Source organism: Faecalibacterium prausnitzii, from assembly GCF_049532945.1.
In the GTDB taxonomy this organism is placed as follows: domain Bacteria; phylum Bacillota; class Clostridia; order Oscillospirales; family Ruminococcaceae; genus Faecalibacterium; species Faecalibacterium prausnitzii_N.
Window position 1 is genome coordinate 2141414 of the sequence record NZ_CP186691.1, and the last position, 22078, is coordinate 2163491.

The window sequence follows — 22078 nt, forward strand, 5'->3', positions numbered from 1 at the left end:
ATGCGCTTTTGCGCAAAATATACTTAGTCGAAATAGCCCTTTGCGGCCAGCAGCTCGGCCAGCAGAACACCGCCGCCGGCGGCACCGCGCAGAGTATTGTGGCTCATGCAGGCGAACTTGTAATCAAACAGGGTGTCCTCGCGCAGGCGGCCGATGCACACAGCCATGCCGTTCTCGGTGTTTCGGTCCAGCTTGGGCTGCGGACGATCCGGCTCGGTGAAGTAATGCAGGAACTGCTTGGGTGCGCTGGGCAGGTCAAGCTCCTGTGCGGGGCCGCGGAAGTTTGCCCATGCCTCCAAAATCTGCTCCTTGGTGGGCTTCTTCTCAAAGCTTACAAACACGGCAGCGGTGTGGCCGTCGGAGACAGGCACGCGGAAGCACTGTGCAGTGATGGTGGGCTTCTCGGCGTTGACGATGTGGTCGCCCTCAATGTGGCCCCACAGCTTGAGCGGCTCGCGCTCGCTCTTTTCTTCCTCGCCGCCGATGTAGGGGATCACGTTGTCCACGATCTCGGGCATACGGTCAAAGGTCTTACCTGCACCGGAAATGGCCTGATAGGTGCACACCAAAGCCTTGCTGACGCCGAAGTCCTTCATCAACGGGTGCAGGGCGGGAACATAGCTCTGCAGGCTGCAGTTGGACTTGACGGCAATAAAGCCGCGCTTGGTGCCCAGACGCTTGCGCTGTGCGGGGATGATCTCGATGTGGTCGGCGTTGATCTCGGGCACCACCATGGGCACATCCGGGGTAAAGCGGTTTGCACTGTTGTTGGACACCACCGGGCACTCAGCCTTTGCATAGGCCTCTTCCAGAGCCTTGATCTCATCCTTGGGCATGTTGACTGCACAGAAGATAAAATCCACCTGAGAAGCAACCTCTTCCACCTTGGATGCATCCAAAACTACCATCTTCTTGACACTTTCCGGCATGGGGGAGGTCATGGCCCAGCGGGGACCGACAGCTTCCTCATAGGTCTTGCCGGCGCTGCGGCCGGATGCAGCCAGAACGGTCAGCTTGAACCAGGGGTGATTTTCCAGCAGCGTCACAAAACGCTGACCGACCATACCAGTCGCACCTACGATACCCACTTTATACTGTTTTTCCATTTCCAGCACCTTTCCTTTCGTGAAAGCGAACTCAATAAATATTTCTATTACATAGATTCACGGCTTGCAAACCGGACAGCGATGCAATATAATAGATACTGTTTATACAGATTTTATGATATCATTGATACGGTGTCCGTGTCAATCATCGGAAAGGCAAATTGCACGCTATGTTAAAAAAAGATTTTTGGTATGATTTACCCAAAGAACTCATTGCACAGGAGCCGGCTGACCCCAGAGACTCTGCACGGCTGATGGTGCTGAGCCAGAAAGACGACAGCATCCAGCACAAGATCTTCCACGATCTACCGGAATTTTTAGAGCCGGGCGACCTGCTGGTGGTAAACAATTCCAAGGTCCTGCCTGCCCGCATCGTGGGCGTCAAGCAGCCCACCGGTGCTGTGTGTGAGCTGCTTTTGCTGCGTCAGGTCAAAGGCGACCAGTGGGAGTGCCTTGCAAAGCCTGGCAAGCGGATGCAGCCCGGCACGAAGGTGAGCTTTGGTGACGGCAGCCTGACCGCCGTGGTGGACGAGACCATGGAGGACGGCAACAAGTACGTTACATTCTATTACGATACCGAGACCCTTTATGAAAAGCTGGACGAATTTGGCAAAATGCCTCTGCCGCCCTATATCACCAAGCAGCTGGAGGATCAGAGCCAGTACCAGACCGTCTATGCCAAGGAGCTTGGCAGCGCCGCAGCGCCCACGGCTGGCCTGCACTTCACCCCGGAACTGATGGATACCATCCGCGCCAAGGGCGTGAACATTGCTGAAGTGACCCTGCATGTGGGTCTGGGCACCTTCCGCCCTGTACAGGAGGACGAGATCGCGGATCACAAAATGCACAGCGAATGGTACTGCATCGACGAAAAAACCGCGCAGATGATCCGCGATACCAAGGCTGCCGGTCACCGTGTGATCGCAGTGGGCACTACCAGCTGCCGCACGCTGGAAGCCGTTGCCGCAAAGTACGGCGAGATTCGCGCCTGCAGCGGCAACACTTCTATCTTCCTGTATCCAGGCGTGAAGTTCAACTGCATCGACGGCCTGATCACCAACTTCCACCTGCCGGAAAGCACCCTTATCATGCTGGTGTCGGCCCTGTATGGCTACGAGAAGACCATGGCAGCCTATAAGGTGGCTGTGGAGGAACGTTATAGATTCTTCTCTTTTGGCGATGCGATGCTGATTCTTTGATTATTTTTCCCGCTATTCTGTTGTTGATGAGCCTGATCCCGGGCTTTTTCATGAAGATTGCACGGCTGTTTTCCGTGCACAGAAAGGAATAAAAACTATGCCTTCTTTGACGACCTACAAACTGCTCAAGCAGGAACACGACGCCCGGCGGGGCGAGTTCAAGACCGTGCACGGCACGGTGCAGACGCCCGCTTTTCAGAACGTGGCTACTGCCGGTGCTATCAAGGGTGGCCTTTCGGCCCATGACCTTAAGGAGATCGGTGCGCAGGTGATGTTGTGCAATACTTATCATCTTCACCTTCGCCCCGGCGACAAGCTGGTAGCCGATATGGGCGGTCTGCACAAATTTACCCGCTGGAACGGCCCCATTCTGACCGACAGCGGTGGATTTCAGGTATTCAGTCTGGCAAAGCTGCGCAAGATCACCGAAGAGGGCGTGACCTTTGCCTCCCATCTGGACGGCCACCGCATCTTTATGGGCCCGGAAGAGAGTATGCAGATCCAGGCAAACCTTGGTTCTACCATCGCCATGGCCTTTGATGAATGCGTAGAGAACCCCGCACAGCACGATTATTCCAAGGCCAGCTGCGAACGAACGACCCGTTGGCTGAAGCGCTGCAAGGATGAAATGGCCCGCCTGAAGCACGAGGGCATTTCCGTGAATCCCGATCAGCTGCTGTTTGGCATCAATCAGGGCTGTACCTTTGCCGATCTGCGTGTGGAGCACATGAAGCAGATCGCAGACCTCGATTTGGACTTGGACGGTTACGCCATCGGCGGTCTGGCTGTGGGCGAGCCCACTGAGGTGATGTATGAAATGATCAGTCAGGTGGAGCCCCACATGCCCAAGGATAAGATCCGCTACCTGATGGGCGTTGGCACCCCCGGCAATATCATTGAGGCAGTTTCCCGCGGCGTGGATCTGTTTGACTGCGTGATGCCCAGCCGTAATGCACGCCACGGCCACTTGAACACCTGGGGCGGTATCATCAACATCAAGAATGCAAAGTATGAGCGCGATGAACGCCCTATTGATCCTGCCTGTGGCTGTCCGGTCTGCCGCAGCTATTCCCGCGCCTATATCCGCCACCTGTTCAAAGCGGAGGAGATTTTGGGAATGCGCCTTGCCGTCATGCACAACCTGTGGTTCTATAACCATCTGATGGAGCGCATCCGGGATGAGCTGGATGCAGGCACCTTCACCGCCTTCCATGACCGCTATGTGAAGCTCCTGGATACAAGAATCTGAGTTTTTCGCACTTTGGCCTTGCAACCGCCCGAAGAAGGGTTTATAATAAGCTTATCTGAATTTTGAGAGGAGATTTTGCCCCATGCAATTTCTGACTACCACTTCCGAAGGCTACATCAGCCTGTTCTTCACACTGGCTCTGATGCTGGTTCTGCTGTACTTCATGATCTATCGTCCCCAGAAGAAGCAGGAGAAGAAGGATGCCGCAATGCGCTGCAGCCTGGAGATCGGCGATCAGGTCACCACCATTGGCGGTGTCATTGGCCGTGTTGTTGCAATCAAGGACGACACCTTTGTTCTGGAGACCGGTGCTGACCGTGTGAAGATCCGCTTCACCAAGACTGCAATTTCCGCTGTTGAAAAGCTGAACATGGACAACGCTCCCGCTAAAAAGTAATTTCAAGACCCGGTACTTTTTCACGCGCCTTCCTGCATACAGTAGTGCAGGGAGGCGCGTTTTTATGTCTGAACAAAAGAAGATCTCCGTAGGAGCGGCGCTGCTGGCGTTCGGCATCGGCGGCGCGTTTGCCGGTGCCTGCATGGCAGGGCTGGCGTATCTTATGGTCCGGCATGGGCTTTCGCAGGCTGCGGCCTGGCCGATGGCAAGCGCTGCGGTCTGCGCGGGCAGCCTGCTCAGCGGGTGGCTGGCTGCATTTTTTCAGCGCAGCCGTGGGCTGGTCTGTGGAGCCATCCAGGGGGCGATGTTCGTACTGCTCCTGACCGGGTTTGGTCTCTATGCCGGGTTTGCACCCGCAGAAATGCAGCTTGTGCGGTTTGCACTGGTGTTTTTATTTGGCTGTCTGGGCGGCATCTTCGGGATGCTGCGCACCGAACGGCGGCATCACTGAAACGATTCGAGAGCGCAAAACAGGAGGAGTTCAAAGATGTGGGTCTATCAGAAGCCGGAATCGTCCGAACCCTTGGAACCGCTGTCTGCATCGTCTGTGCCGGATAGCGCACCGCTCAAGACCAACGTTACGCTTCCAGAACCAAACGAGCCGCTCCCGGCGGAAGTACCATCGCAAGCGGTCCCGGCCGTTCAGGAGCCGATGGAAACGCCCCGGAAACGCTCTCTGCGAGCCGATCACAGCTGCATCCTGCTGGCGGGTGCGTATTTGTTCGGGACCTTTCTTGCGGGTGTTCTATCTGCTCTGTGCAGTGCCGGCGAGCTGGAAACGCTCGACTATTATCTCAGCTGCTGGCGGACTTCCTTTGTAGCGGAAACGGCGGCTCAGGCAATGGGCCTTTTCCGGACGGAACTTCTGACCGCCTCCGGGGCGCTGACCGTTTTGCTTCTGCTGGGTCTGTCCGCAATTGGTTCGCTGCCCATTTTCTGTTTTCTGATCCTCTATGGGGCCGGGGCAGGGATGCTGTCCTTTCAGCTGCTGACCAACCTGAACTGGAAGGCACTGTTGGTCTATTCCGCCGCATCCGGGCTTCCGACCGCGCTTGCCGCCGGCTGTCTGTGTCTGTTCGGCGCGCTGGCGCTGCAGGTCAGTGGAAAGATCCAGCGCTGCTCCTTCGGAACGTCGCTTTACTCCGCCGGAGCCTGGAGTCTGGTCGGCCAGTTCGTCCGCACATTGTTTCTCCTGCTTCCCATCTGCGGTGCCGCAACGGGGATGCTGTATCTGTGCGGGCAGATGAAGGGATTTTAAGAAGTTCGCGCAAAAAATAAATTCCCATCTTGACACTCACCGGCTTTTATGATAGAATACATCACGTTGCAGAACATTGGTCTGCTACTGTGGCTCAGCTGGTAGAGCAGCTCACTCGTAATGAGCAGGTCGCCTGTTCGAATCAGGTCAGTAGCTCCAAAAATCCTACGAATTATCGCTAGATTTTGCGAAATTCGTAGGACTTTTTCTTATTTACAAAGTGCCCGAAAAAAATTTTTGTAACACTTTTTGCAACATGGTCTTTGGAGTTTCTCCAAAATTGTTCTGAAGTATTGCTACTGGATGCGGTAAAACTGTTGCATGTTAGAAACTTTCCTGTCCAAAGAAGCAGAGTGGCAAAAGCTGCTCTGCTTTTACTAATTTGAGGGCAGTTTTTGCCCGATAGATTCCTTCGCTAAAATTTTGTGCAATTTTCACAGTTTTCTTCTCGAGATTTTGGTGGTACAATAAGCATGGAATTCTATTGAGATTTCGGGAGGAGCCGTATGGCTGAAAAGAGCATCGAACTGGATAGTGTAGAGGTCGCCGCAGCTGTTTTTGGCAACTGCGACCGGAACATCCGTCTGCTGGAGAACGAATTTTCTGTTACGGCGGTCTGCCGGGGCACAATGCTTCGCCTGTCGGGTGAAAGCGCCAATGTTGCCGCTGCGGCACGTGCCATTGAGGGAATGCTGCTTCTGATCGAGAATCATACACCGCTGGAAGACCAGACCGTGCGCTATTGCTTGAGCCTTGCGCATGACGGCGAGGAAAAGCGCGTCAAAGAGCTGACGGAGGATTTCGTGACTGTCACCGTAAAGGGGCGTCCGATCCGGCCCAAAACACTGGGCCAGAAGGAATATCTCAATGCCATCCGCACCAATGCCATCACCTTTGGCGTTGGCCCGGCGGGTACGGGGAAAACGTATCTGGCTGTCGCAATGGCCGTCAAAGCTTTTAAGGCAAAAGACGTCTCGCGCATCGTGCTCACCCGCCCGGCAGTGGAAGCAGGTGAAAAACTGGGCTTTCTGCCCGGTGATCTGCAGCAGAAGGTAGACCCTTATCTGCGCCCGCTGTATGACGGCCTGTTTGATATGCTGGGTGCCGAAACTTACGAGCGCCTTGTGGAAAAGCAGATCATTGAGGTTGCACCGCTTGCCTATATGCGCGGACGCACGCTGGATGATTCCTTTATCATTCTGGACGAGGCACAGAACACCACACCGGAGCAGATGAAAATGTTCCTCACACGTATGGGTGTCGGCTCCAAGGTGGTGGTTACCGGTGATGTGACCCAGATCGATCTGCCGGAACGCACCCGCAGCGGTCTTGTGGACGCGCTGCAGATCCTGAAAAATGTGGACGGCATCGCACAATGCTACTTTACCGAAAAGGATGTTGTGCGTCATCGTCTGGTTCAGGAGATCATCAAAGCATACGAAGCCGCCGCGCACCCCGCCAAGCGCTGAGAGCCATAACGCTTTCAAAAAGGCAGCATAAAAAGAAAGGAGTGGACTGATTTATGTCCAATAAAGTTTTGATCACCAATTCACAGAAGGCCGTCAAGGTTCCTTCTGGTCTGCGCATTCTCATCCGCCGTGCCTGTAATGCCGTGCTGGAGTATGAGCATTTTGAAGCTCCTGCAGAGATCAGCGTGACCTTTGTGGATAACGCCGCCATTGCTGAGCTGAACAACCAGTACCGCAATAAGCCCATGCCCACCGACGTGCTGAGCTTCCCTCTGGGCGAAAACGGCGTGTACGATGTCGATGAAAACAACGGCTGCAAAATGCTGGGTGACATCGTCATCAGTATGGAGCGTGCACAGGAGCAGGCAAACCTCTACGGCCATCCGCTGCAGCGTGAGGTGGCGTTCCTGACGGTGCACTCCATGCTGCACCTGCTGGGCTACGACCACGAAAATGGCGGTCTGGAAGCCATGCGGATGCGTGAGAAGGAAGAGGCCGTGCTGACCCAGCTCGGTCTGCCCCGCACGGTCAGCTACACGGAATAACACAGAAGCCTTGGAAGGGATAGGAGTTCTATTTTGAAAAACGCAGCCCCAATGCAGCAGCATTATGATACTTCTTCCGTTTTTGTGGCTGTCATTGGCCGTCCCAATGTAGGCAAATCCAGTCTGACCAACCTTCTGGTTGGCGAAAAGGTAGCCATCGTCACTTCCAAGCCGCAGACCACCCGTACCCGCATTACCGGCGTGATCACCCGCGGGCCGCTGCAGTATGTGCTGCTGGATACACCCGGTGTGCACAAGGCACGCAACAAACTGGGTAAACGGATGGATAAGACTGCCAGCGATTCCATTGCAGATGTGGATGTTTCCATGATGCTGTTTGAGCCTTACGGCGCACTGAATGAATCGGAAATGGTGCTGGTGGATATGCTGCGCAGCAGCGGCGGCCCGGCAATTGCAGTCATCAACAAGACCGACCTTGTCAAGGAGCCTGCTGATCTGGAAGCCCGCAAAGAAGAGCTGAAGGCGCTCGGTGTCTTTGATGCCATCTATACCGTCAGCGTCCGCGCCGACGACGGCTGCGAAGTGCTGTTCGATGCTTTGAGCCGCTATGCTGTGGAAGGCCCGCATTATTTTGATGATGATGCCTACACGGATATGCCGGAAAAGGAGCTTGTGGCGGAGGTCATCCGTGAAAAGGCCCTGCTGTTCATGCGCGACGAGATCCCCCATGGCATTGCTGTTGTGGTGGAGCGCTTCAAAGAGCGCCCGGGCACCGACCTGATCGATATTGATGTAAATATCTACTGCGAGCGCGAAAGCCACAAGGGCATGGTCATTGGAAAAGGCGGCGCAATGCTGAAAAAAATTGCCAGTGCTGCCCGTGCAGACTGCGAAGAGTTTTTGGGCTGCCGCGTCAATCTGCAGTGCTGGGTAAAGGTAAAATCCGATTGGCGCGATAACGAGTTCCTGCTGAACAACTTTGGCTTCAAGCAGAACTCGAACAATCGCTGAGCCTGCGCCGCGATTCGGACAGATTTTCCACGGGTGGTGCGCTAGGATAAAGGCAACACTATCATGGGCGGCATCTGCCGCGCAGAAAGGGGAGGCCTATGGACGCTGACGCACGCTGGCAGGCATTTGCCTGCACCGGAAACATCCTCCGCTACCTGGATTACAGGCAGCAGAACGCGGAACAGCCTGCTGTTCCGGCAGGAGAAGATACTGATGGATACGATCGTAACGATGGGGCTCGTCCTGCGGGAGACCCGGTACAAAGAGGCTGACCGGATCCTGACCATCCTGACACCGGAGCTTGGTGTGATCTCGGCTTCGGCGCCGAACAGCCTGCGGCTGAAGAGTAAATTATTCAGCGCCTGCGGGCTTTTTTGCTACTCGGAATTTGTCCTTGTTCCGGGGCGGAATATGTACACGGTCCGGGAGGCTTCGGTCAACACCATTTTCCACGGAGTTTCTTCCTCCATCGAGGGGATGGGGCTTGCCATGTATCTGGATGAGATGGCGGTCTCGCTCTCGCCGACCGGCACCGAAGCGGGCAAGGAGCTTCGGCTGCTGCTCAACTGCCTGTACATGATCAGCCGCCAGAAAGCGGATCTGCGCGTCATCAAGGCCGTGTTTGAGCTGCGCACCATGAGCGAGTGCGGCTTTATGCCGCAGCTTGCCTGCTGCAACGTGTGCGGAAAGTATGACGATGCGTCGTTTTATCTCGACCCGCAGGAGGGCTATCTGCTCTGCCCGGATTGTGCGCAGAAGGCAGGGAAGCCGTGCAACTTGGACGCCGGTGCGCTGTATGCGCTGCGGCACATCTGCCTTGTGGACGACAAAAAAATATTTGCATTCAAGATCTCGGTCGGCAGTCTGGCCAAGCTGTCGGCGGTGGCAGAGCAATACGCGCTGACCCACCTCGACAAGCCGCTGAAGAGCTATTCATTTCTGAAATCCGTTCTGCCCTGACCGAACAAATTCTAAAGGGATCATTACTATGGAAACTGCTCGAAGTCGATGCAAATCAAAAACGTTTTAACTACGTTTTATTTTTCGAAAAAAGGCTCAATAAAAGGCCGTGAAAATGAAGTAATTCGTACAGTAATTCTATTTCTGGAGTCGTGTCGCTAGAATGAACCCAATATGGATTTTTAATTGATTTTTTCGATTTCGTCGCGCATCCAATCAAGGTCACGTTTTGTATATGTCTTTTCGGTGATATCCTGAATATGATGCCCAACTAGGATCTTGATTGCGTATTCATCTACTTTAGCTTTCTTGGCAGCGGTGACAAATCTTACACGTGCATCGTGAGGACGATGTTCCGGATTCAAACCAAGTTCTTTCACAATCGCTTGCAGCCCGGTCAGGTAGGTATCGTAGTTCATCTGGATTACCCTTGTTGTGTTGCGAAAGTGCTGCGTGATGAGATATTCACTGTTGTCGTTTACCGATTCAAGATAGCGTTTTTCAACAAGCGGATAAATCCGAGAGTGAATCGGAACAATGCGGTTTTTGCCATCCTTTGTTTTCATCCCACCTTGAAAACTCTTCTTTTCGAGATCAACATTACATGTTTTCAGATTCAGAAGTTCTTGTGGCCGCCATCCCGAATAGCATTGAATCAGCACAATGTCGACAAATGGAAGATCAATATTTTTCCACAGAAGGTCTATTTCTTCATCTGTATAGGTAAGGTGTTCTTTGTGGACGACTGGTGCCTCGATATTGAGCGAAAACGTCCGCGCACAGTTTTTATCTACCAGCTCGTTTGCCATTGCATAATCAAACAGCTGGTCGAATGTTGATTTCATCTTGCTTCGCGTATTGTTAGATGCTGCACGTTCTTTTCCATGAATTGTTCGATGGGCTGTCATGATGACCTTCTTGAGATCGCAGGCACGGACACTTCGAATTGGCATGGCGTGAAGTTCTTCGGCGTATGCCCAAACGGAATTATATTGCCGGAGGGCCTGTGGAGAAGCGTTTCTTGTTCGTTCCTCATACCAATGCGCGTATAGTTCATCCATCGTGACAAGATTGGAAAGATCGAACGGATTTCTATGATATTCGACAAGTGCTTGATACGCTTCATTATAAGTTGCAAAATAGGCTACTGGCTGAAGCGGCTTGACAATTGGACGGCCTTCTGGCGATTTTCCGACGGTGACCATTACACGAAATGGACGCCTAAGACGCGCATTTTGAATCTCTGTGATCTGGCCAAATCCATTTGGAAGCCGCATATGCTTTTGTGATGTTTTTGCATACACCGGTTTTTGTCGTGCTTTTAGCGGGTATCCACAGTGAGGGCATGCAACGGCCTGGTCGCTCACCTTCTTGTGACATTCGGGGCATGGTTTTAACATAGGTACCTCCTTACAATTTTATAGAATACCGCAAATCAAAATGGAAAGCTCGAAAAAAATCGGGCTTTTTATTTTTGAAAAGCTATTCTAGGTTAAACGATGAATATTTCATTGTCAATCCTTTGAGGGCAAAAAGGAAAAAATACATCACGCAGACGACCACTTTGTCAGGTAATATCCTTTTGAACCTAAGATGCAGAAAAATGCTCTTAGAATAAGTAAAAAGGAGTAATGTAAAATGGACAAAGCGAAATTAAAATTGGGGTCTGTGCCGGTGCGTGTGGCTGCGAGGGTCTATGGACGAGACCCTGCATGGGTGCGAGCTGGAATCATTGCAGGCTGGCTGCCGATCGGCCAGGCAACACGGAACGGGCACACTGTGACAGACGTCCGGCAGATGGACTCGAAGTATGGTCGGATCAGCTATTATATTTCGCCGAAGCTCCTCTACGAACAGACCGGCTACGAATGGAGGGGCGAGAAATGAAAGGAGAACGGGCCAAACTTTCGAAGAAAAACCCCTATTATATTCCGGCAGAACGGTACTACGAGCTCAAGCACTTCTGCCGCCAGTACGATGACTGGAAAAAAGCACTCAACTACATCGACGGATGGCAGCTTTCACCCAGCGATATTTCGGGAATCCTCAAAGGTGACCCTCCGGAAAGCCAGACGGAGCGCCAGGCGCTTGCACGAGTCTATTACTCAAGCCATATTGATATTCTGGAAGGGTGCATGCGGCAATTCGATTCAGCGGTCGGGCCGTACTTATTAAGAGGGGTCACGGAGGGACTTGGCTACGATGCGCTGCGGGCAAATGGGTGCCCCTGCTGTAGGGAACTGTACTACGAATATTACCGTTATTTTTTCTGGCTTCTCAGCAAAGAACGCGGATGACGCGAAAAATTCAGGCTCCTTTATGGACGAAAGTTCACGAAAATTTGATTATGTAAAGGAGATTTTATTATGTTTGAGGCAAAAAAGACCGTTATGTACATTGACGTGAAGGGTGTTGACGATATGACTGATCGTAGCACACTTATGGAAGAAATCATCCGCAGAAACTGCGATGTTGATCCGCGAATCATCAATTCGCTGGTGAACAAGCTGGGAAGCTGTGGTGATAAGGATCATAAGAAATGCGAGTATCAGCTCAGGCTCGAAAACTATGACCTGCGCGGCATTGCACGAGACTTTGAGCTGCTGAAGAAAGCAGGAATCATCGAGCATGTAACCAAACCGACGAACTACATCGTTTGCTAAAGGCGAGAGCCGTGGAGAAATCTGCGGCTCTTTCTTTTTATCTGGACGCGAAAAATACAGCCGCCTTTATGAGAAAGGTGGTATGAAAAATGTTTAACTTGATTATCTGGATTTTGATCGTTGTGATTCTGGTCAGGCTGGCAAAGCTGATCGGAGCAAAGACAAACGAGGTGAAAAGCAGAACAAAGAAGAAGCACTGATCAAATTGGAGCTTGTGGAAACACAGGCTCTTATTTTTTACGCAGGCGCGAAAAATTCAGCTCCTATTATGGAAGAAATAAACCAATTATAGGAGGAAACTACTATGCTGAAGAATATTGTGAATGGTTTTGAGGAAATGATGAATTCGATCCTGAAGGCATTTGACGAGTCGATGAGCGACCCGTATGCTGGCTGGAACGAAGGAGAAGAACTCCTCATGCTGAATGATGTTCGGTGTGGTATCCGCTGATGGATTCTACCGGAAAACGGGCGTATGGAAACATACGCTCTTTTCTTTTTACATAGAATTTTTCTAACCTAGCATAGAATGTTGCGAAATAACGCGAAAAAATCGGTTTCTTTTATGGAAGAGATGTCTTCCGGAATTCGAAAGGAGATTGATATTATGAGCAAGACGAATAAGAGAAAGTACGACAGAGGATATGTCGATGCGACGGACAAACTGCGCGTGTTTATCGAAAGCCGGAGCAAAGTGATGTTTGTGGAACATGACTACGCTACGAGTGAGGCAGCACGAGCAGCTTACAATGTTGCGATCGACCGTATCCGCTGCCGTGGAATGGTTCGAGTAATTGTATCGAATGGCGAACTCTTTATGATTCGCAAAGACATCTAAGGCGTGAGAGCTTACGAGAAATCGTAGGCTCTTTTATTTTTTCATCACGCAGACGACCGTAAACACAGGTATAGTGGTACAAAGGAGATTTCAAAATGAACGCTGAACTTGGTATGATCTTTGCTGTCCTGATCTTTGGGATGGGGCTTCTGATCGGCGTGGCCATCGGTTTCCAGCTGAGCGAGAGCCAGAACGATGTTGGAGACCTTGTGATCGCACCGGGAGACGAGGACGCACCGAATTACATGTTTCTGGACCTGGACACGACGCCGGATGACATCCGGGGACGGGACCATGTGCTGTTGAACGTCCGGAGCATCTCGGCGCGAGAAAAACATTCTGCTTAATGGAGGAAACTCTAATTTACTTTGTAAAGGAGAAAATCAATGGAATCTTACGAAAACAAAGAATTGCTGATGGAAGCGGCGAAGCAATCGCTGGCGAAACTCAAAGACCTGGAACCGGGTACGGACGAGTACAATTCGGCGGCAAACACGGCACTGAAGCTGTACGACATGCAGCTCAAGGGCGAGGCGCAGGAGAGCGACCAAAACCTGAAAACGGATGACGAGAGGCGAAAAGAGCAGGAAGTCATCAATGATCAGGAGAAGGCTGCGAAGGCGCGTCACCTTGAGATCGCAAAGTTGGGGATGCAGGCATTGACGTTTGTCGGCACGATTGGGATGACCGTATACTGGTCGATCTGCGAGGCTGGCGGTGTGACGCAGCTTTCCGGAGCAATGCGTGAAGGTTTACACGAGATCAAGAGAGGCTTTACAGACAGAAGGTAAAGGAGGAACCGAGGAGGGTCTGTGACGAAAGTCGCAGGCTCTCTTTATTTTTTATGCGATATCATGAAGTGCCGCCCAATGAATGGACGAGTTATTACGGGAGCGTTTACCGGTGCAATCATCCGGTGTATCGTGTGTGTACCCTTTACAAGGAAGGTGCGAGGGGGCTATGTGTGATCCAGCAGCGATTCAACGAGAAGACAAAATCGACCTACTGGAGTGCCATCGACCCATGGCTGACCGACAAGATCTATCTGCGGCGGGGATTCAGAGAATATTTCGACAGCCATGCCGGGCGCAGAAATCAAAATGGAGAATATCCGACCGTGACCGTACGCCAGATCATGTGGGCATTGCGAATGAAGCCCATCAAGCGGGAACGGTGGGAGACTGTATTTGACAGGAGTTTGATTTGAGCACATGTAAAGAATCGTAGGCTCTTTATTTTTATAGTCCCATTTGGTATAATAAGATAGGGAGGTGTTTTAGGATGCCTGTATTATGTATGTTCTACGGAATTATTGTCCGGATGTATCGAGAAATGGGTGGTAAACATAATATGCCGCACATCCACGCTGAGTATTCTGGGCAAGAAGTTGTTGTTGCATTGGACGGAACTGTTCTCGAAGGAAAGATCCCGCGCAGTCAGATGAAACTCTTGGATGCATGGATGGAGATCCATAAAGACGATCTAGCGGCGAACTGGAAGCTGTTGAGCAACGGCGAACAGTTTTTCCGCATTGATCCCCTGAAGTAAGGAGCGTGATTTTAGATGCTGCAACCAAGACTGACAAAAGTTGAGCCGATTGCTCAGATGAAATTACGACTGTACTATGAAACCGGAGAAGTAAGACTGTTCGATGTTGCTCCCTATGCTACAGGTTCTTGGTACAGCATGCTACAAAATGATGGATATTTCAACAGAGTGGAACTATTGCCTGACGGAAGCGGTATCGAATGGCCAGAAGGTCAGGATGTCGCACCCCACGAGCTATATGAGAATAGCATCGAAATAAAGAGAACAGCTTGATATTTTGCGAAAGAGCTTACGAGAAATCGTAGGCTCTTTTCTTTTTGCCATAACGCGAAAAATTCAGCTCCTATTATGGAAACGAGAATTTCTGTGTTTACATGAAAGGAGAAACTATTATGCTGAGACACAAAATGACGATCGTTGTAAAGGCTATTGCTGGCGGAAGCAACAGTGGGAGCATTCTGAAGGAGGTAATCCATCGGAACAGCAAAATGAATCGGGAGGAAATTGACCGAAAGATGCATTGGCTTGGTTCCTGTGGAGGACCTAACGGAGTGCGATCAAACTGGGAAGCTGAAGTTGACATGATAGACTTTGCAGGTATGGTGCGTGATTTTGAACTGTTGAAACTGGTAGGCGCAATTGGAAGCGTAAAGGTAAAACAGAGAGATAGAGATATCGTTTGATAAGGCAAGAGCTTACGAGAAATCGTAGGCTCTTTTCTTTTGTCCAAACGCGAAAAATTCTCCGTGCTTTATGGGACAAAGGCCCAGAAAAAAGGAGAAGTAATATGAAAGAATCTATTTTTAAGAAAATTTGGAATTATTCGATTACGGTTGGGCAGATGATCATGACAGCAATAGCAATGGCAATTGTAACGCTTATTGTATGGTTGTTGTGTCGGGCATTCCGGCCGTCGAAAGACTGATATTTCACGATAGACCGGTTATACACAACTTGAGTTGGGTCGTCCCGGAGAAGAGCTGATGCGAAAACATGGGCTCTTTCTTTTTTCAGACGCGAAAATTTCAGCTTCTATTATGGAGGTAAGAGGGCTTACATTGAAAGGAGAAAAACTATGATGAAAGCTATTAAGAACTTTATGAACAAACCTTGGACTTGGGGTACTTATTTTAAGTGCTGCGGAGTTGGCATGGGATTGTCGTTGGCAATCCTGGGCACATTTGCAGCATGGGCAAAGTGGAACGAGAAGAAGGCATTGAAAGAGATGCAAGAGAGCAATCAGGAAGAGGACAATATCTGAAAGATCACGCCCTCTTATCTTTTTCAGACGCGAAAATTTCAGATGCCTTTATGGAGGAGATAGCTCAATTGGTAGAGCGCCACTTTCGGGTGGAGGTTATGGGTTCGAGGCCCATTCTCTTTTTCATTTTTATATTTTTGGAGGTACTACATCATGGAGGACATTATGCACATCCGGTCTGCATTTCTGCGTGGGCTTATTTCGGACGCGGTTCGGAATGCGATCCGTAAGCAGGGATATGACGGCGTGAACGTCGATCTCAATGATATTTCTGCCGGATACAGCGAGAACGAGAAAAAAGTTCACGTGCATCTGGATATCGACGCTGAGATGAGCAAGAAGGATCTTGTGGATATTCTGAGGAGTATCGACATACTGTGACGCGAAAATTTCTCGATGCTTTATGAGATGATTAGTCTCAGAATTATATTTTTGGAGGTACAAAACTATGAAGAAATTGATTGGAGCAATTGCGGGTTGCGTTGCAGCTTATTATGTGATTGACGTACTCGCCGCAGTAAGTATGGCGTGCGCATGGGGCGATTTGGTAGAATACGGCCACATGCAGGCGGCACATGAACTGGACGATACGTTTCACAAAAGGTATTGCAAGCGCAACCTGAAGGTATTTGATTCGACAAGGGAAGCACTTTTGGAGAAAATGAAGAGAAAGTAACTAATCGAAATGGAGCTTACGAGAAATCGTAGGCTCTTTATTTTTTCAAAATGGAGGTTGAACATCATGAAAACACTGGACGACATTATTCAAAGCTGCACGGACCAGGCAACGAAAAGTGAACTTCAGGCGCTCAAAGAACGCCTTGAGCAGATCTATTCCAAGGTGGAAAACGCGGAGGACTGCATGAGCATGTGTGCGGACGCAGATATTTACGAAAACTATTTGTCCGCATCCAATCGACTTTATGAACTTCTCTACGGTGAAATCATTTTGTGATGGGAGGTCAGACAATGAAACTGACAAAAACATGCGCGAGATTCTTGCGCAAGCATGGCGGGACTATTCTGGCAGTGGCGGCGTCCGTGGGCGTCGTGGCGACGGCCATCGAGACCGGGCGGGCAACCACGAAGGCAAAGCATCTGCTCGAAGTGGATGAAGCGCTGCGAAAATACAACGAAGATGAGCAGGGCATTGTGGAGGAGCCACCGACAAAGAAACAAATCGCTCTGATATGCTGGAAAGCATACGTCCCGGCTGCAATTCTGGGCGGCGGCACCATTGCGTGTATTCTGAGCTCCAATGCGCTGAACAAAAAGCAGATTGCAAGCCTGACTGCGGCCTACATGGCGCTGGGAAGGACGTATCAGACCTACCGGCAGAAGGTGATTGAGAACATCGGGCTGGAAAAAGAAGCAGAAATTCAGGAGCAGATCAGCGAAGAAAAGCTGCCTGAAGTTCGTGACAAGATGGCAGAGGAAAAACTGCTCTGCTACGAGCCTATCTCAAAAAGATATTTCCATGCCACAGAGGTGGAATTGACAGATGCGTTCTACCATATGAACCGCGACTTTGCATTGGATGGCGAGGCATCCATGAACAGCCTTTATAATTACCTCGGACTGGATTATCTGCCGGAAGGGGACACAACTGGTTGGTCGATGGATTATCTGGCAAATGAATGGGAATATTACTGGATCGACTTCCGGTATTACAAGCAGACAACAGACGACGGCCTTGAAGTCTACTACGTGGATGCATTCCAGCCGCCCATCGAGAATTATACCAACTATGATCCCTATGCGGATTACTGCGAGAAAAAAGGAGAATGAATATGAATAAGATCAACTGGTGGAAGGTGGCATCCGTGGCAATGATGGCTGCAAGTGCTATTCTGGGCTTCGGGCATGACCTTATCGAGGACCAGCGCAGCGAAGAGGAACTGCAAGACATGGTGCAGGAAGAAGTGCGCCGTCAGCTTGCGAAAAAGAACTTGTAAACGCGAAAAATACAGTCTCCCTTATGGAAGAGAAATCCAAACTGACAAATAAAGGAGATTGATATTTATGTACGATCATGACTATTATGCAAAGATGGACAAGGCAATGGTACGCGTACTGAAGGCAGTTGTACGTTCAGTGGGATACGGCTTTACAGGGCTGTATCACTATCTGAAGAAGCAGCCGACCAGACTGTACGAATATATCCGTTACCGGATTCAACTGGAGCGTGATGATCAGCGTGAAACAGAAATCCGCTTCGAGAATTTGAAGCAGAATGGACACATCTGAAAAAGGCGAGAGCTTACGAGAAATCGTAGGCTCTTTCTTTTTATATTTTACGGAGGTACGAACATGAACCTGAAAACATTTGCAAAGGCTGCGCGGAGAAGCGTGAGCCGGAACGCATCCAAGATCCTGGGCGGACTGGCCATTACCGGCGGCATCACGTCCGTTTATTTTGCAGTGACGGCCACCCCGAAGGCCATGATCCTGCTGGATGAGAAAAAGAAGGAACTGGGTGTCGAAAAGCTCGATGCAAAGACCATCATCAAGACAGCAGGCCCGGTTTATATTCCGACGGCGGTGAGCATGGGCCTGAGCGCTGCATGCACCATTGGGGCCATCCATGTGGATGAACGCCGGAATGCAGCACTGGCAGCGGCTTGCACACTGTCGGAATCTGCGCTGAAGACCTACCAGGACAAGGTCGTGGAGACCATTGGTAAGGAAAAAGAGCAGGAGATCCGAGAAGCAGTGAGCCTTGAGAAAATGGCAAAATGCCCGGAGCCGGAGCATATTCCGGTGGCCAAAGGGCTGAAAAAGGATGATATTTCCTATGACCAGCGGGTCAAATGCTGGGAGAGCTTGTCCGGGAATTATATCTGGACGAGCAAGAACGCACTGGAACGCGCCCTGAACGGTGCAAACAAGCAGCTGCTCAGTGACTTCCGGGTGACCGAAAACGACCTGTTCGACTATCTGGGCATGGAGCACAACCGGAACGGAGATCTGCTCGGCTGGGATACCGAAACGACGCTGGAGATCGAGACGTTCTATGCTTCGAAGCTGGATGAGGACGGGATGCCCTGTCTGGTGCTCGATTATGCGACGCCGCCGAAGTGGCTGGGGTATTGATATTTTCGACATCCCGCGGCCAGACGCGAAAAATTCATCTTCCTTTATGGAGGTAATACTCCGACATTATGAACTTTAATAAAAGAGAGGTAACAAAAATGGACGAAATGAAGAACATGAACGAGACTACTATGGAGAACGAGACTTCTGTTGAGGTCGTTCCGGAGGAGAGCGTTGAGATAATCAACACGGAGCAGTCTTCGAATTCTGGTTCGAACTTTGGACTCATTGTTGGCGCTGTGGGCGTTGGCGCAGCCGTATTGTACGGTCTGCACAAGAAGCACAAGGCCAAGAAGGAGGCAAAGGATGAGCAGAAGCCGAAGAAGGCAAAGAAGAAGATCCATCTGCGCAATCCACTGGTGATCACGGAAGAAGTTCCTGAAGAGGAAACCGTTGATGAGGACATCGAGGAAACTTCTGAGGAAAAGTAATGTTTAATGAAGCGAGAGCTTACGAGAAATCGTAGGCTCTTACTTTTTTTATTTTTGAAAGGGGTAGACTATGGCACAAGTAGATATGCCGAAGTCCAGCATTGGCCAGAAGCCGGAGCAGCCGAAGAAAAAGTTTGAGAAGGTTGTCAAGGGTAAGGTGACCGTCAAGGAACAGAACGACATTCAGAAGATCGCAAATGATTTTCTGGCGGAAGACCTCAAAACGGTGAAAGACCGCATCGTGATGGAGTATCTGGTCCCGATGGTCAAAAACGGCCTGTGGAGCATCTTCAACTCGGCGATCAGCATTGCACTCTGGGGCGAAGACCGCTCCCGCGGGAGTTCGGGTGGATATTCCGGCTCTGCATCCCAGCGGAACAGTTATGACCGCTATTATTCGGGCAGTCAGAACGGACGGCCGGGGAATCCGAACCCGCCGATGCGCCGGAGTTTGCAGAACCTCGACTTCGAACGCCGTGGCGATGTGGATGATCTTTTGAACCAGATGTACAACGCCCTCCGCGACTACAAGCAGGTGACCGTGGGCGACCTGTGGGACCTGATGGGCGTTTCCAACGAACCGACAGACTACAACTACGGCTGGTATATGCTGGATCAGGCATACATCAAGGGGATTCCGGGCGGCTTCCGTCTGGTTCTGCCGAAGCCCGTACCGCTGCACTGATAGAAAGGATTGATATTTATGAAGTTCCTGAAAAGCATCAAAAAAGACGAGATCATGGCCACTGTGACCCGCACGGCATCCAAGTACGGCTATAAGCTGAAGAAGGCGAGCCCGACCATCATGATCGCGGGCGCTGCCATCGGCGGCGTAACTGCGACGGTTCTGGCCTGCAAGGCGACCATCAAGGCGCAGGATATTCTCGCTGAACACAATGCAGCGGTAGAGAGCATTCACGCCGCGAAAGACCAGATCAAAAACGGTGAGCTCCAGCTGGACGAAGGCGAGAGCTACACCGAGAAGGAGTTCAAGAAGGACATCACCACGGCATACATCCAGACCGGCCTGAAGTTGGCCAAGGTCTACGCGCCTGCGGTCGGCCTTGGTGCAGCTTCGCTGGGCTGCATGTTCGGCTCGCACCACATTATGAGCAAGCGAAATGCAAGCCTGACGGCGGCTTATATCGCGCTGGATCAGGCATTCAGCGAATACAAGACCCGCGTGGGAGACCGCTTTGGCAGCCGTGTGCAGGAGGAACTGGAGCACAACATCAAAGCCGTGGAGATCGAGAGCAAGAACACCAACGAGCAGGGCGTTGAGGAGGCCATCAAGGAGTACAAGGACGTCGCCATGGCACACACCAGCCCCTACACCTGCATCTTTGACGAGACGGTGGACACCTGGCAGCCGGACAATATGCTGAACCGGAATTACCTGTTCCTGATGGAGCAGGCTGCGAACAAGCGTCTGCGCACGCAGGGGCATCTGTTCTTGAACGACGTTCTGAGCAGCATCGGCACCCACGGCGGTGTGACCATGAAGACGCCCGAAGGCCAGATCGTGGGCTGGATCTATGACCCGAACGATCCGACCCGGCAGAACCATGTGGATTTTGGCGTCACCAGCTACGTGGAGGGCGACGACGCTCTGAACAGCTTCATCAGCGGCGGTGAACGCTCGGTGATGCTGCGGTTCAACTGCGACGGCCCGATCATCGACAAGATCTGAGACTGATATTTTGGAGGAATACGCTATGACCAGATTCGTGAAAAGACTTTCTTACGTTTTTGCTGCCATGGCCGGAGTCTGTTTCGTATCCGGTCTGGCGGTTCTTTCGGAGTGAGGGTGTTATGGACAGTTTGGAAAATATGTTTCTGTTTCTGGACTATCTGACCGATACCAAACGCAAGCGCCATGTCGTGGGAGGCATTCTGATGAGTGTCTCCCTTTTCTTTGGCGGTTTGGCTTTTACCATGATGAGCATCAAAGGAGAAGACGATGAACAAGACCATTCGTGACGTGTTGATATTTGCAGCGGGCTTTGTGGGCGGCGCCTACTTTATGCACAGGATGCTCCTGAAAAAGTATCAGGAGTACGCTGACCATCAGATCGAGGATGTCCGCGAGCACTACCAGCAGAAAGAGGCTGAGATGGACCAGACGATCGAAGAAAAGGCGACGCAGAAGAGCTTTGAGCAGCTGGCCGGGAAGTACCGCACCGAGTCGGACCCGGAAGCCATTGCCACCTGTGAGCCAATCGAGATTATCGAGCCGGACCACTTTGGCGAAAACGATGATTACGAGACGAGTTTCCTGACCTATTACGCGGACGGCGCACTGGTTTTCGATGGCGAATCGAAATCGGTGGACGAGGATGATATTCCGACGCTCATCGGTACGGAGGCGCTGAAGCACATTGGTGAGTTTGCGCCGAGCATGATCCATGTGCGGAACAACAACTATCACAAGGACTATGAGATCCTTCAGGCTCAGCAGTGCTGGGCAAACGTCTTATCGGAGGAAGATGAATGACTTTTTCGAAGCTGACAGAGCAGTATTATGACTGGCTCTATAAGATTGTCTGCGGGGAATGGGAGCCGCGAAACCTGTCGTTTCACCGGCTGCTGATGTTCCTCTACAACCGCAGATTCATCCCGGCATGCGAGATGGACGTCTGCCGGGCAACGGATGGAAGCAACCTGCGTTACCGATTTGCAACGGAGAATGATATTCCGTATGCGAAGATCGATGCGGCATTCGGCGGTGAGCCATGCAGTATGCTGGAAATGATGGTGGGCCTCGCGCTCCGTGTGGAGGAACACATCATGGAAGATGTGACGGCTGGCAACCGCGTGGGCCAGTGGTTCTGGAACATGGTGGTCAGCCTGGGCCTTGCTGCGATGGACGACAGCCGCTTCAGCGAGGATCGGGCTGAATTTATTCTGGACCGATTCGACAGTAGAGACTACCAGCCGAACGGTGCAGGCGGACTCTTTACACTTTCCCATCCGACCGAAGATATGCGCCAGATTGATATTTGGTATCAGCTGATGGCATATCTGAATGAGAACGAGTTTTGATGACATATGAATCAAAAATCTGCATCCCTATGGAAGGATTCGTTGAG

Annotated in this window: 36 protein-coding genes and 2 tRNA genes; 36 read left to right on the top strand and 2 right to left on the bottom strand. The window is 51.2% G+C overall.

Going from position 1 to position 22078, the window contains the following annotated elements:
- Positions 1-23 precede the first annotated feature (23 nt).
- Entirely contained in the window at positions 24-1106 is a 1083-nt protein-coding gene (asd, locus tag ACNQFG_RS10590) for an aspartate-semialdehyde dehydrogenase (RefSeq protein ID WP_294647437.1), read from the bottom strand.
- Between the two features lie 170 nt (positions 1107-1276).
- On the opposite strand from asd, the gene queA reads away from it, so the two are divergent.
- From queA to recO, 10 genes are all read left to right on the top strand, one after another.
- Positions 1277-2305, top strand: coding sequence for a tRNA preQ1(34) S-adenosylmethionine ribosyltransferase-isomerase QueA (gene queA, locus ACNQFG_RS10595; protein ID WP_005942082.1), 1029 nt, complete (start codon positions 1277-1279; stop codon positions 2303-2305).
- A 97-nt stretch (positions 2306-2402) separates the two neighbouring features.
- A complete protein-coding gene (tgt, locus tag ACNQFG_RS10600) occupies positions 2403-3554 on the top strand; it encodes a tRNA guanosine(34) transglycosylase Tgt (RefSeq protein WP_423404875.1) in 1152 nt (383 codons plus the stop codon).
- Between the two features lie 82 nt (positions 3555-3636).
- Positions 3637-3951: a preprotein translocase subunit YajC gene (yajC, locus tag ACNQFG_RS10605; protein ID WP_423404876.1), complete on the top strand. Its 315-nt coding sequence runs from the start codon at positions 3637-3639 to the stop codon at positions 3949-3951.
- Positions 3952-4015: 64 nt separating this feature from the next.
- Positions 4016-4402, top strand: coding sequence for a TIGR04086 family membrane protein (locus ACNQFG_RS10610; protein ID WP_097792248.1), 387 nt, complete (start codon positions 4016-4018; stop codon positions 4400-4402).
- Positions 4403-4438: 36 nt separating this feature from the next.
- Positions 4439-5209, top strand: a complete 771-nt coding sequence (locus ACNQFG_RS10615; protein ID WP_423404877.1) for a hypothetical protein — start codon at positions 4439-4441, stop codon at positions 5207-5209.
- Positions 5210-5292: 83 nt separating this feature from the next.
- Positions 5293-5368, top strand: a tRNA-Thr gene (locus tag ACNQFG_RS10620).
- Positions 5369-5715: 347 nt separating this feature from the next.
- The gene (locus ACNQFG_RS10625; RefSeq protein ID WP_423404878.1) at positions 5716-6678 is read left to right on the top strand and encodes a PhoH family protein; all 963 of its coding nucleotides are present in this window, start codon (positions 5716-5718) and stop codon (positions 6676-6678) included.
- A gap of 53 nt (positions 6679-6731) precedes the next feature.
- Positions 6732-7223 (top strand): rRNA maturation RNase YbeY, encoded by a 492-nt coding sequence (gene ybeY / locus ACNQFG_RS10630; protein ID WP_423404879.1) that lies wholly within the window; start codon positions 6732-6734, stop codon positions 7221-7223.
- A gap of 51 nt (positions 7224-7274) precedes the next feature.
- On the top strand, positions 7275-8195 hold the full coding sequence (gene era / locus ACNQFG_RS10635; RefSeq protein WP_423404880.1) for a GTPase Era: 921 nt from the start codon (positions 7275-7277) through the stop codon (positions 8193-8195).
- Between the two features lie 213 nt (positions 8196-8408).
- Positions 8409-9155 (top strand): DNA repair protein RecO, encoded by a 747-nt coding sequence (gene recO / locus ACNQFG_RS10640; RefSeq protein ID WP_423404881.1) that lies wholly within the window; start codon positions 8409-8411, stop codon positions 9153-9155.
- 182 nt (positions 9156-9337) lie between these two features.
- Here recO and ACNQFG_RS10645 read toward each other — a convergent pair whose 3' ends face one another.
- Complete coding sequence (locus ACNQFG_RS10645; protein ID WP_423404882.1) at positions 9338-10555, bottom strand: tyrosine-type recombinase/integrase; 1218 nt, start codon at positions 10553-10555, stop codon at positions 9338-9340.
- A 238-nt stretch (positions 10556-10793) separates the two neighbouring features.
- Here ACNQFG_RS10645 and ACNQFG_RS10650 point away from each other — a divergent pair, with 238 nt between their 5' ends.
- From ACNQFG_RS10650 to ACNQFG_RS10775, 26 genes are all read left to right on the top strand, one after another.
- On the top strand, positions 10794-11042 hold the full coding sequence (locus ACNQFG_RS10650; protein ID WP_118552929.1) for a hypothetical protein: 249 nt from the start codon (positions 10794-10796) through the stop codon (positions 11040-11042).
- Positions 11039-11452, top strand: a complete 414-nt coding sequence (locus ACNQFG_RS10655; RefSeq protein WP_118552930.1) for a hypothetical protein — start codon at positions 11039-11041, stop codon at positions 11450-11452. The genes ACNQFG_RS10650 and ACNQFG_RS10655 overlap by 4 nt, the downstream gene beginning before the upstream one ends.
- A 69-nt stretch (positions 11453-11521) precedes the next feature.
- Positions 11522-11818 carry a hypothetical protein gene (locus ACNQFG_RS10660; RefSeq protein WP_423404883.1) on the top strand — a complete coding sequence of 99 codons (297 nt, stop codon included), beginning with the start codon at positions 11522-11524 and terminating at the stop codon, positions 11816-11818.
- Between the two features lie 304 nt (positions 11819-12122).
- Entirely contained in the window at positions 12123-12269 is a 147-nt protein-coding gene (locus ACNQFG_RS10665) for a hypothetical protein (protein WP_423404884.1), read from the top strand.
- 156 nt (positions 12270-12425) lie between these two features.
- Positions 12426-12656 (top strand): hypothetical protein, encoded by a 231-nt coding sequence (locus ACNQFG_RS10670; protein ID WP_423404885.1) that lies wholly within the window; start codon positions 12426-12428, stop codon positions 12654-12656.
- 95 nt (positions 12657-12751) lie between these two features.
- The gene (locus ACNQFG_RS10675) at positions 12752-13003 is read left to right on the top strand and encodes a hypothetical protein (protein ID WP_223381366.1); all 252 of its coding nucleotides are present in this window, start codon (positions 12752-12754) and stop codon (positions 13001-13003) included.
- A gap of 39 nt (positions 13004-13042) precedes the next feature.
- Positions 13043-13447 carry a hypothetical protein gene (locus ACNQFG_RS10680; RefSeq protein ID WP_118552934.1) on the top strand — a complete coding sequence of 135 codons (405 nt, stop codon included), beginning with the start codon at positions 13043-13045 and terminating at the stop codon, positions 13445-13447.
- Positions 13448-13620: 173 nt separating this feature from the next.
- Positions 13621-13863, top strand: a complete 243-nt coding sequence (locus ACNQFG_RS10685) for a hypothetical protein (protein WP_423404886.1) — start codon at positions 13621-13623, stop codon at positions 13861-13863.
- A gap of 74 nt (positions 13864-13937) precedes the next feature.
- Positions 13938-14204 (top strand): DUF4160 domain-containing protein, encoded by a 267-nt coding sequence (locus ACNQFG_RS10690; RefSeq protein ID WP_423404887.1) that lies wholly within the window; start codon positions 13938-13940, stop codon positions 14202-14204.
- Positions 14205-14219: 15 nt separating this feature from the next.
- A complete protein-coding gene (locus ACNQFG_RS10695) occupies positions 14220-14477 on the top strand; it encodes a DUF2442 domain-containing protein (protein WP_423404888.1) in 258 nt (85 codons plus the stop codon).
- Between the two features lie 119 nt (positions 14478-14596).
- Positions 14597-14887, top strand: coding sequence for a hypothetical protein (locus tag ACNQFG_RS10700; RefSeq protein ID WP_423404889.1), 291 nt, complete (start codon positions 14597-14599; stop codon positions 14885-14887).
- Between the two features lie 392 nt (positions 14888-15279).
- A complete protein-coding gene (locus ACNQFG_RS10705) occupies positions 15280-15465 on the top strand; it encodes a hypothetical protein (RefSeq protein ID WP_223381374.1) in 186 nt (61 codons plus the stop codon).
- Between the two features lie 53 nt (positions 15466-15518).
- Positions 15519-15588: transfer RNA gene (locus ACNQFG_RS10710), tRNA-OTHER, on the top strand.
- Between the two features lie 30 nt (positions 15589-15618).
- Complete coding sequence (locus ACNQFG_RS10715) at positions 15619-15846, top strand: CTP synthase (RefSeq protein WP_423404890.1); 228 nt, start codon at positions 15619-15621, stop codon at positions 15844-15846.
- Between the two features lie 67 nt (positions 15847-15913).
- On the top strand, positions 15914-16141 hold the full coding sequence (locus ACNQFG_RS10720) for a hypothetical protein (protein ID WP_423404891.1): 228 nt from the start codon (positions 15914-15916) through the stop codon (positions 16139-16141).
- Between the two features lie 66 nt (positions 16142-16207).
- A complete protein-coding gene (locus tag ACNQFG_RS10725) occupies positions 16208-16420 on the top strand; it encodes a hypothetical protein (RefSeq protein WP_423404892.1) in 213 nt (70 codons plus the stop codon).
- Between the two features lie 14 nt (positions 16421-16434).
- The gene (locus ACNQFG_RS10730) at positions 16435-17253 is read left to right on the top strand and encodes a DUF6353 family protein (RefSeq protein ID WP_423404893.1); all 819 of its coding nucleotides are present in this window, start codon (positions 16435-16437) and stop codon (positions 17251-17253) included.
- 2 nt (positions 17254-17255) lie between these two features.
- Entirely contained in the window at positions 17256-17420 is a 165-nt protein-coding gene (locus ACNQFG_RS10735; protein WP_423404894.1) for a hypothetical protein, read from the top strand.
- A gap of 67 nt (positions 17421-17487) precedes the next feature.
- Positions 17488-17712 carry a hypothetical protein gene (locus ACNQFG_RS10740; protein WP_423404895.1) on the top strand — a complete coding sequence of 75 codons (225 nt, stop codon included), beginning with the start codon at positions 17488-17490 and terminating at the stop codon, positions 17710-17712.
- A gap of 63 nt (positions 17713-17775) precedes the next feature.
- The gene (locus ACNQFG_RS10745; protein WP_423404896.1) at positions 17776-18558 is read left to right on the top strand and encodes a DUF6353 family protein; all 783 of its coding nucleotides are present in this window, start codon (positions 17776-17778) and stop codon (positions 18556-18558) included.
- A gap of 98 nt (positions 18559-18656) precedes the next feature.
- Positions 18657-18989 carry a hypothetical protein gene (locus ACNQFG_RS10750; protein ID WP_423404897.1) on the top strand — a complete coding sequence of 111 codons (333 nt, stop codon included), beginning with the start codon at positions 18657-18659 and terminating at the stop codon, positions 18987-18989.
- A gap of 70 nt (positions 18990-19059) precedes the next feature.
- Positions 19060-19674 carry a hypothetical protein gene (locus ACNQFG_RS10755; protein ID WP_423404898.1) on the top strand — a complete coding sequence of 205 codons (615 nt, stop codon included), beginning with the start codon at positions 19060-19062 and terminating at the stop codon, positions 19672-19674.
- An 18-nt stretch (positions 19675-19692) separates the two neighbouring features.
- On the top strand, positions 19693-20679 hold the full coding sequence (locus tag ACNQFG_RS10760) for a DUF6353 family protein (RefSeq protein WP_423404899.1): 987 nt from the start codon (positions 19693-19695) through the stop codon (positions 20677-20679).
- Between the two features lie 122 nt (positions 20680-20801).
- On the top strand, positions 20802-20969 hold the full coding sequence (locus tag ACNQFG_RS10765; RefSeq protein WP_118552946.1) for a histidine kinase: 168 nt from the start codon (positions 20802-20804) through the stop codon (positions 20967-20969).
- Complete coding sequence (locus ACNQFG_RS10770; protein ID WP_423404900.1) at positions 20950-21483, top strand: hypothetical protein; 534 nt, start codon at positions 20950-20952, stop codon at positions 21481-21483. The genes ACNQFG_RS10765 and ACNQFG_RS10770 overlap by 20 nt, the downstream gene beginning before the upstream one ends.
- Complete coding sequence (locus ACNQFG_RS10775; protein ID WP_118552948.1) at positions 21480-22031, top strand: hypothetical protein; 552 nt, start codon at positions 21480-21482, stop codon at positions 22029-22031. Before ACNQFG_RS10770 ends, ACNQFG_RS10775 begins: the two co-directional genes overlap by 4 nt.
- The last annotated feature ends 47 nt before the right edge of the window (positions 22032-22078 follow it).

What these genes read in the sequence shown, in the direction of transcription:
- ACNQFG_RS10610 (WP_097792248.1), top strand. Translation starts at nt 4,016, where the DNA reads ATGTCTGAACAAAAGAAGATCTCCGTAGGAGCGGCGCTGCTGGCGTTC.
- ACNQFG_RS10625 (WP_423404878.1), top strand. Translation starts at nt 5,716, where the DNA reads ATGGCTGAAAAGAGCATCGAACTGGATAGTGTAGAGGTCGCCGCAGCT.
- ACNQFG_RS10690 (WP_423404887.1), top strand. Translation starts at nt 13,938, where the DNA reads ATGCCTGTATTATGTATGTTCTACGGAATTATTGTCCGGATGTATCGA.
- ACNQFG_RS10650 (WP_118552929.1), top strand. Translation starts at nt 10,794, where the DNA reads ATGGACAAAGCGAAATTAAAATTGGGGTCTGTGCCGGTGCGTGTGGCT.
- ACNQFG_RS10765 (WP_118552946.1), top strand. Translation starts at nt 20,802, where the DNA reads ATGGACAGTTTGGAAAATATGTTTCTGTTTCTGGACTATCTGACCGAT.
- recO (WP_423404881.1), top strand. Translation starts at nt 8,409, where the DNA reads ATGGATACGATCGTAACGATGGGGCTCGTCCTGCGGGAGACCCGGTAC.
- yajC (WP_423404876.1), top strand. Translation starts at nt 3,637, where the DNA reads ATGCAATTTCTGACTACCACTTCCGAAGGCTACATCAGCCTGTTCTTC.
- ACNQFG_RS10770 (WP_423404900.1), top strand. Translation starts at nt 20,950, where the DNA reads ATGAACAAGACCATTCGTGACGTGTTGATATTTGCAGCGGGCTTTGTG.
- ACNQFG_RS10750 (WP_423404897.1), top strand. Translation starts at nt 18,657, where the DNA reads ATGGACGAAATGAAGAACATGAACGAGACTACTATGGAGAACGAGACT.
- ACNQFG_RS10680 (WP_118552934.1), top strand. Translation starts at nt 13,043, where the DNA reads ATGGAATCTTACGAAAACAAAGAATTGCTGATGGAAGCGGCGAAGCAA.
- queA (WP_005942082.1), top strand. Translation starts at nt 1,277, where the DNA reads ATGTTAAAAAAAGATTTTTGGTATGATTTACCCAAAGAACTCATTGCA.
- ACNQFG_RS10705 (WP_223381374.1), top strand. Translation starts at nt 15,280, where the DNA reads ATGATGAAAGCTATTAAGAACTTTATGAACAAACCTTGGACTTGGGGT.
- ACNQFG_RS10655 (WP_118552930.1), top strand. Translation starts at nt 11,039, where the DNA reads ATGAAAGGAGAACGGGCCAAACTTTCGAAGAAAAACCCCTATTATATT.
- tgt (WP_423404875.1), top strand. Translation starts at nt 2,403, where the DNA reads ATGCCTTCTTTGACGACCTACAAACTGCTCAAGCAGGAACACGACGCC.
- ACNQFG_RS10730 (WP_423404893.1), top strand. Translation starts at nt 16,435, where the DNA reads ATGAAACTGACAAAAACATGCGCGAGATTCTTGCGCAAGCATGGCGGG.
- ACNQFG_RS10695 (WP_423404888.1), top strand. Translation starts at nt 14,220, where the DNA reads ATGCTGCAACCAAGACTGACAAAAGTTGAGCCGATTGCTCAGATGAAA.
- ACNQFG_RS10775 (WP_118552948.1), top strand. Translation starts at nt 21,480, where the DNA reads ATGACTTTTTCGAAGCTGACAGAGCAGTATTATGACTGGCTCTATAAG.
- ACNQFG_RS10720 (WP_423404891.1), top strand. Translation starts at nt 15,914, where the DNA reads ATGAAGAAATTGATTGGAGCAATTGCGGGTTGCGTTGCAGCTTATTAT.
- ACNQFG_RS10675 (WP_223381366.1), top strand. Translation starts at nt 12,752, where the DNA reads ATGAACGCTGAACTTGGTATGATCTTTGCTGTCCTGATCTTTGGGATG.
- ACNQFG_RS10735 (WP_423404894.1), top strand. Translation starts at nt 17,256, where the DNA reads ATGAATAAGATCAACTGGTGGAAGGTGGCATCCGTGGCAATGATGGCT.
- ACNQFG_RS10660 (WP_423404883.1), top strand. Translation starts at nt 11,522, where the DNA reads ATGTTTGAGGCAAAAAAGACCGTTATGTACATTGACGTGAAGGGTGTT.
- ACNQFG_RS10615 (WP_423404877.1), top strand. Translation starts at nt 4,439, where the DNA reads ATGTGGGTCTATCAGAAGCCGGAATCGTCCGAACCCTTGGAACCGCTG.
- ACNQFG_RS10725 (WP_423404892.1), top strand. Translation starts at nt 16,208, where the DNA reads ATGAAAACACTGGACGACATTATTCAAAGCTGCACGGACCAGGCAACG.
- ACNQFG_RS10670 (WP_423404885.1), top strand. Translation starts at nt 12,426, where the DNA reads ATGAGCAAGACGAATAAGAGAAAGTACGACAGAGGATATGTCGATGCG.
- ybeY (WP_423404879.1), top strand. Translation starts at nt 6,732, where the DNA reads ATGTCCAATAAAGTTTTGATCACCAATTCACAGAAGGCCGTCAAGGTT.
- ACNQFG_RS10715 (WP_423404890.1), top strand. Translation starts at nt 15,619, where the DNA reads ATGGAGGACATTATGCACATCCGGTCTGCATTTCTGCGTGGGCTTATT.
- ACNQFG_RS10760 (WP_423404899.1), top strand. Translation starts at nt 19,693, where the DNA reads ATGAAGTTCCTGAAAAGCATCAAAAAAGACGAGATCATGGCCACTGTG.
- asd (WP_294647437.1), bottom strand. Translation starts at nt 1,106, where the DNA reads ATGGAAAAACAGTATAAAGTGGGTATCGTAGGTGCGACTGGTATGGTC.
- ACNQFG_RS10740 (WP_423404895.1), top strand. Translation starts at nt 17,488, where the DNA reads ATGTACGATCATGACTATTATGCAAAGATGGACAAGGCAATGGTACGC.
- ACNQFG_RS10665 (WP_423404884.1), top strand. Translation starts at nt 12,123, where the DNA reads ATGCTGAAGAATATTGTGAATGGTTTTGAGGAAATGATGAATTCGATC.
- ACNQFG_RS10745 (WP_423404896.1), top strand. Translation starts at nt 17,776, where the DNA reads ATGAACCTGAAAACATTTGCAAAGGCTGCGCGGAGAAGCGTGAGCCGG.
- ACNQFG_RS10755 (WP_423404898.1), top strand. Translation starts at nt 19,060, where the DNA reads ATGGCACAAGTAGATATGCCGAAGTCCAGCATTGGCCAGAAGCCGGAG.
- era (WP_423404880.1), top strand. Translation starts at nt 7,275, where the DNA reads ATGCAGCAGCATTATGATACTTCTTCCGTTTTTGTGGCTGTCATTGGC.
- ACNQFG_RS10645 (WP_423404882.1), bottom strand. Translation starts at nt 10,555, where the DNA reads ATGTTAAAACCATGCCCCGAATGTCACAAGAAGGTGAGCGACCAGGCC.
- ACNQFG_RS10700 (WP_423404889.1), top strand. Translation starts at nt 14,597, where the DNA reads ATGCTGAGACACAAAATGACGATCGTTGTAAAGGCTATTGCTGGCGGA.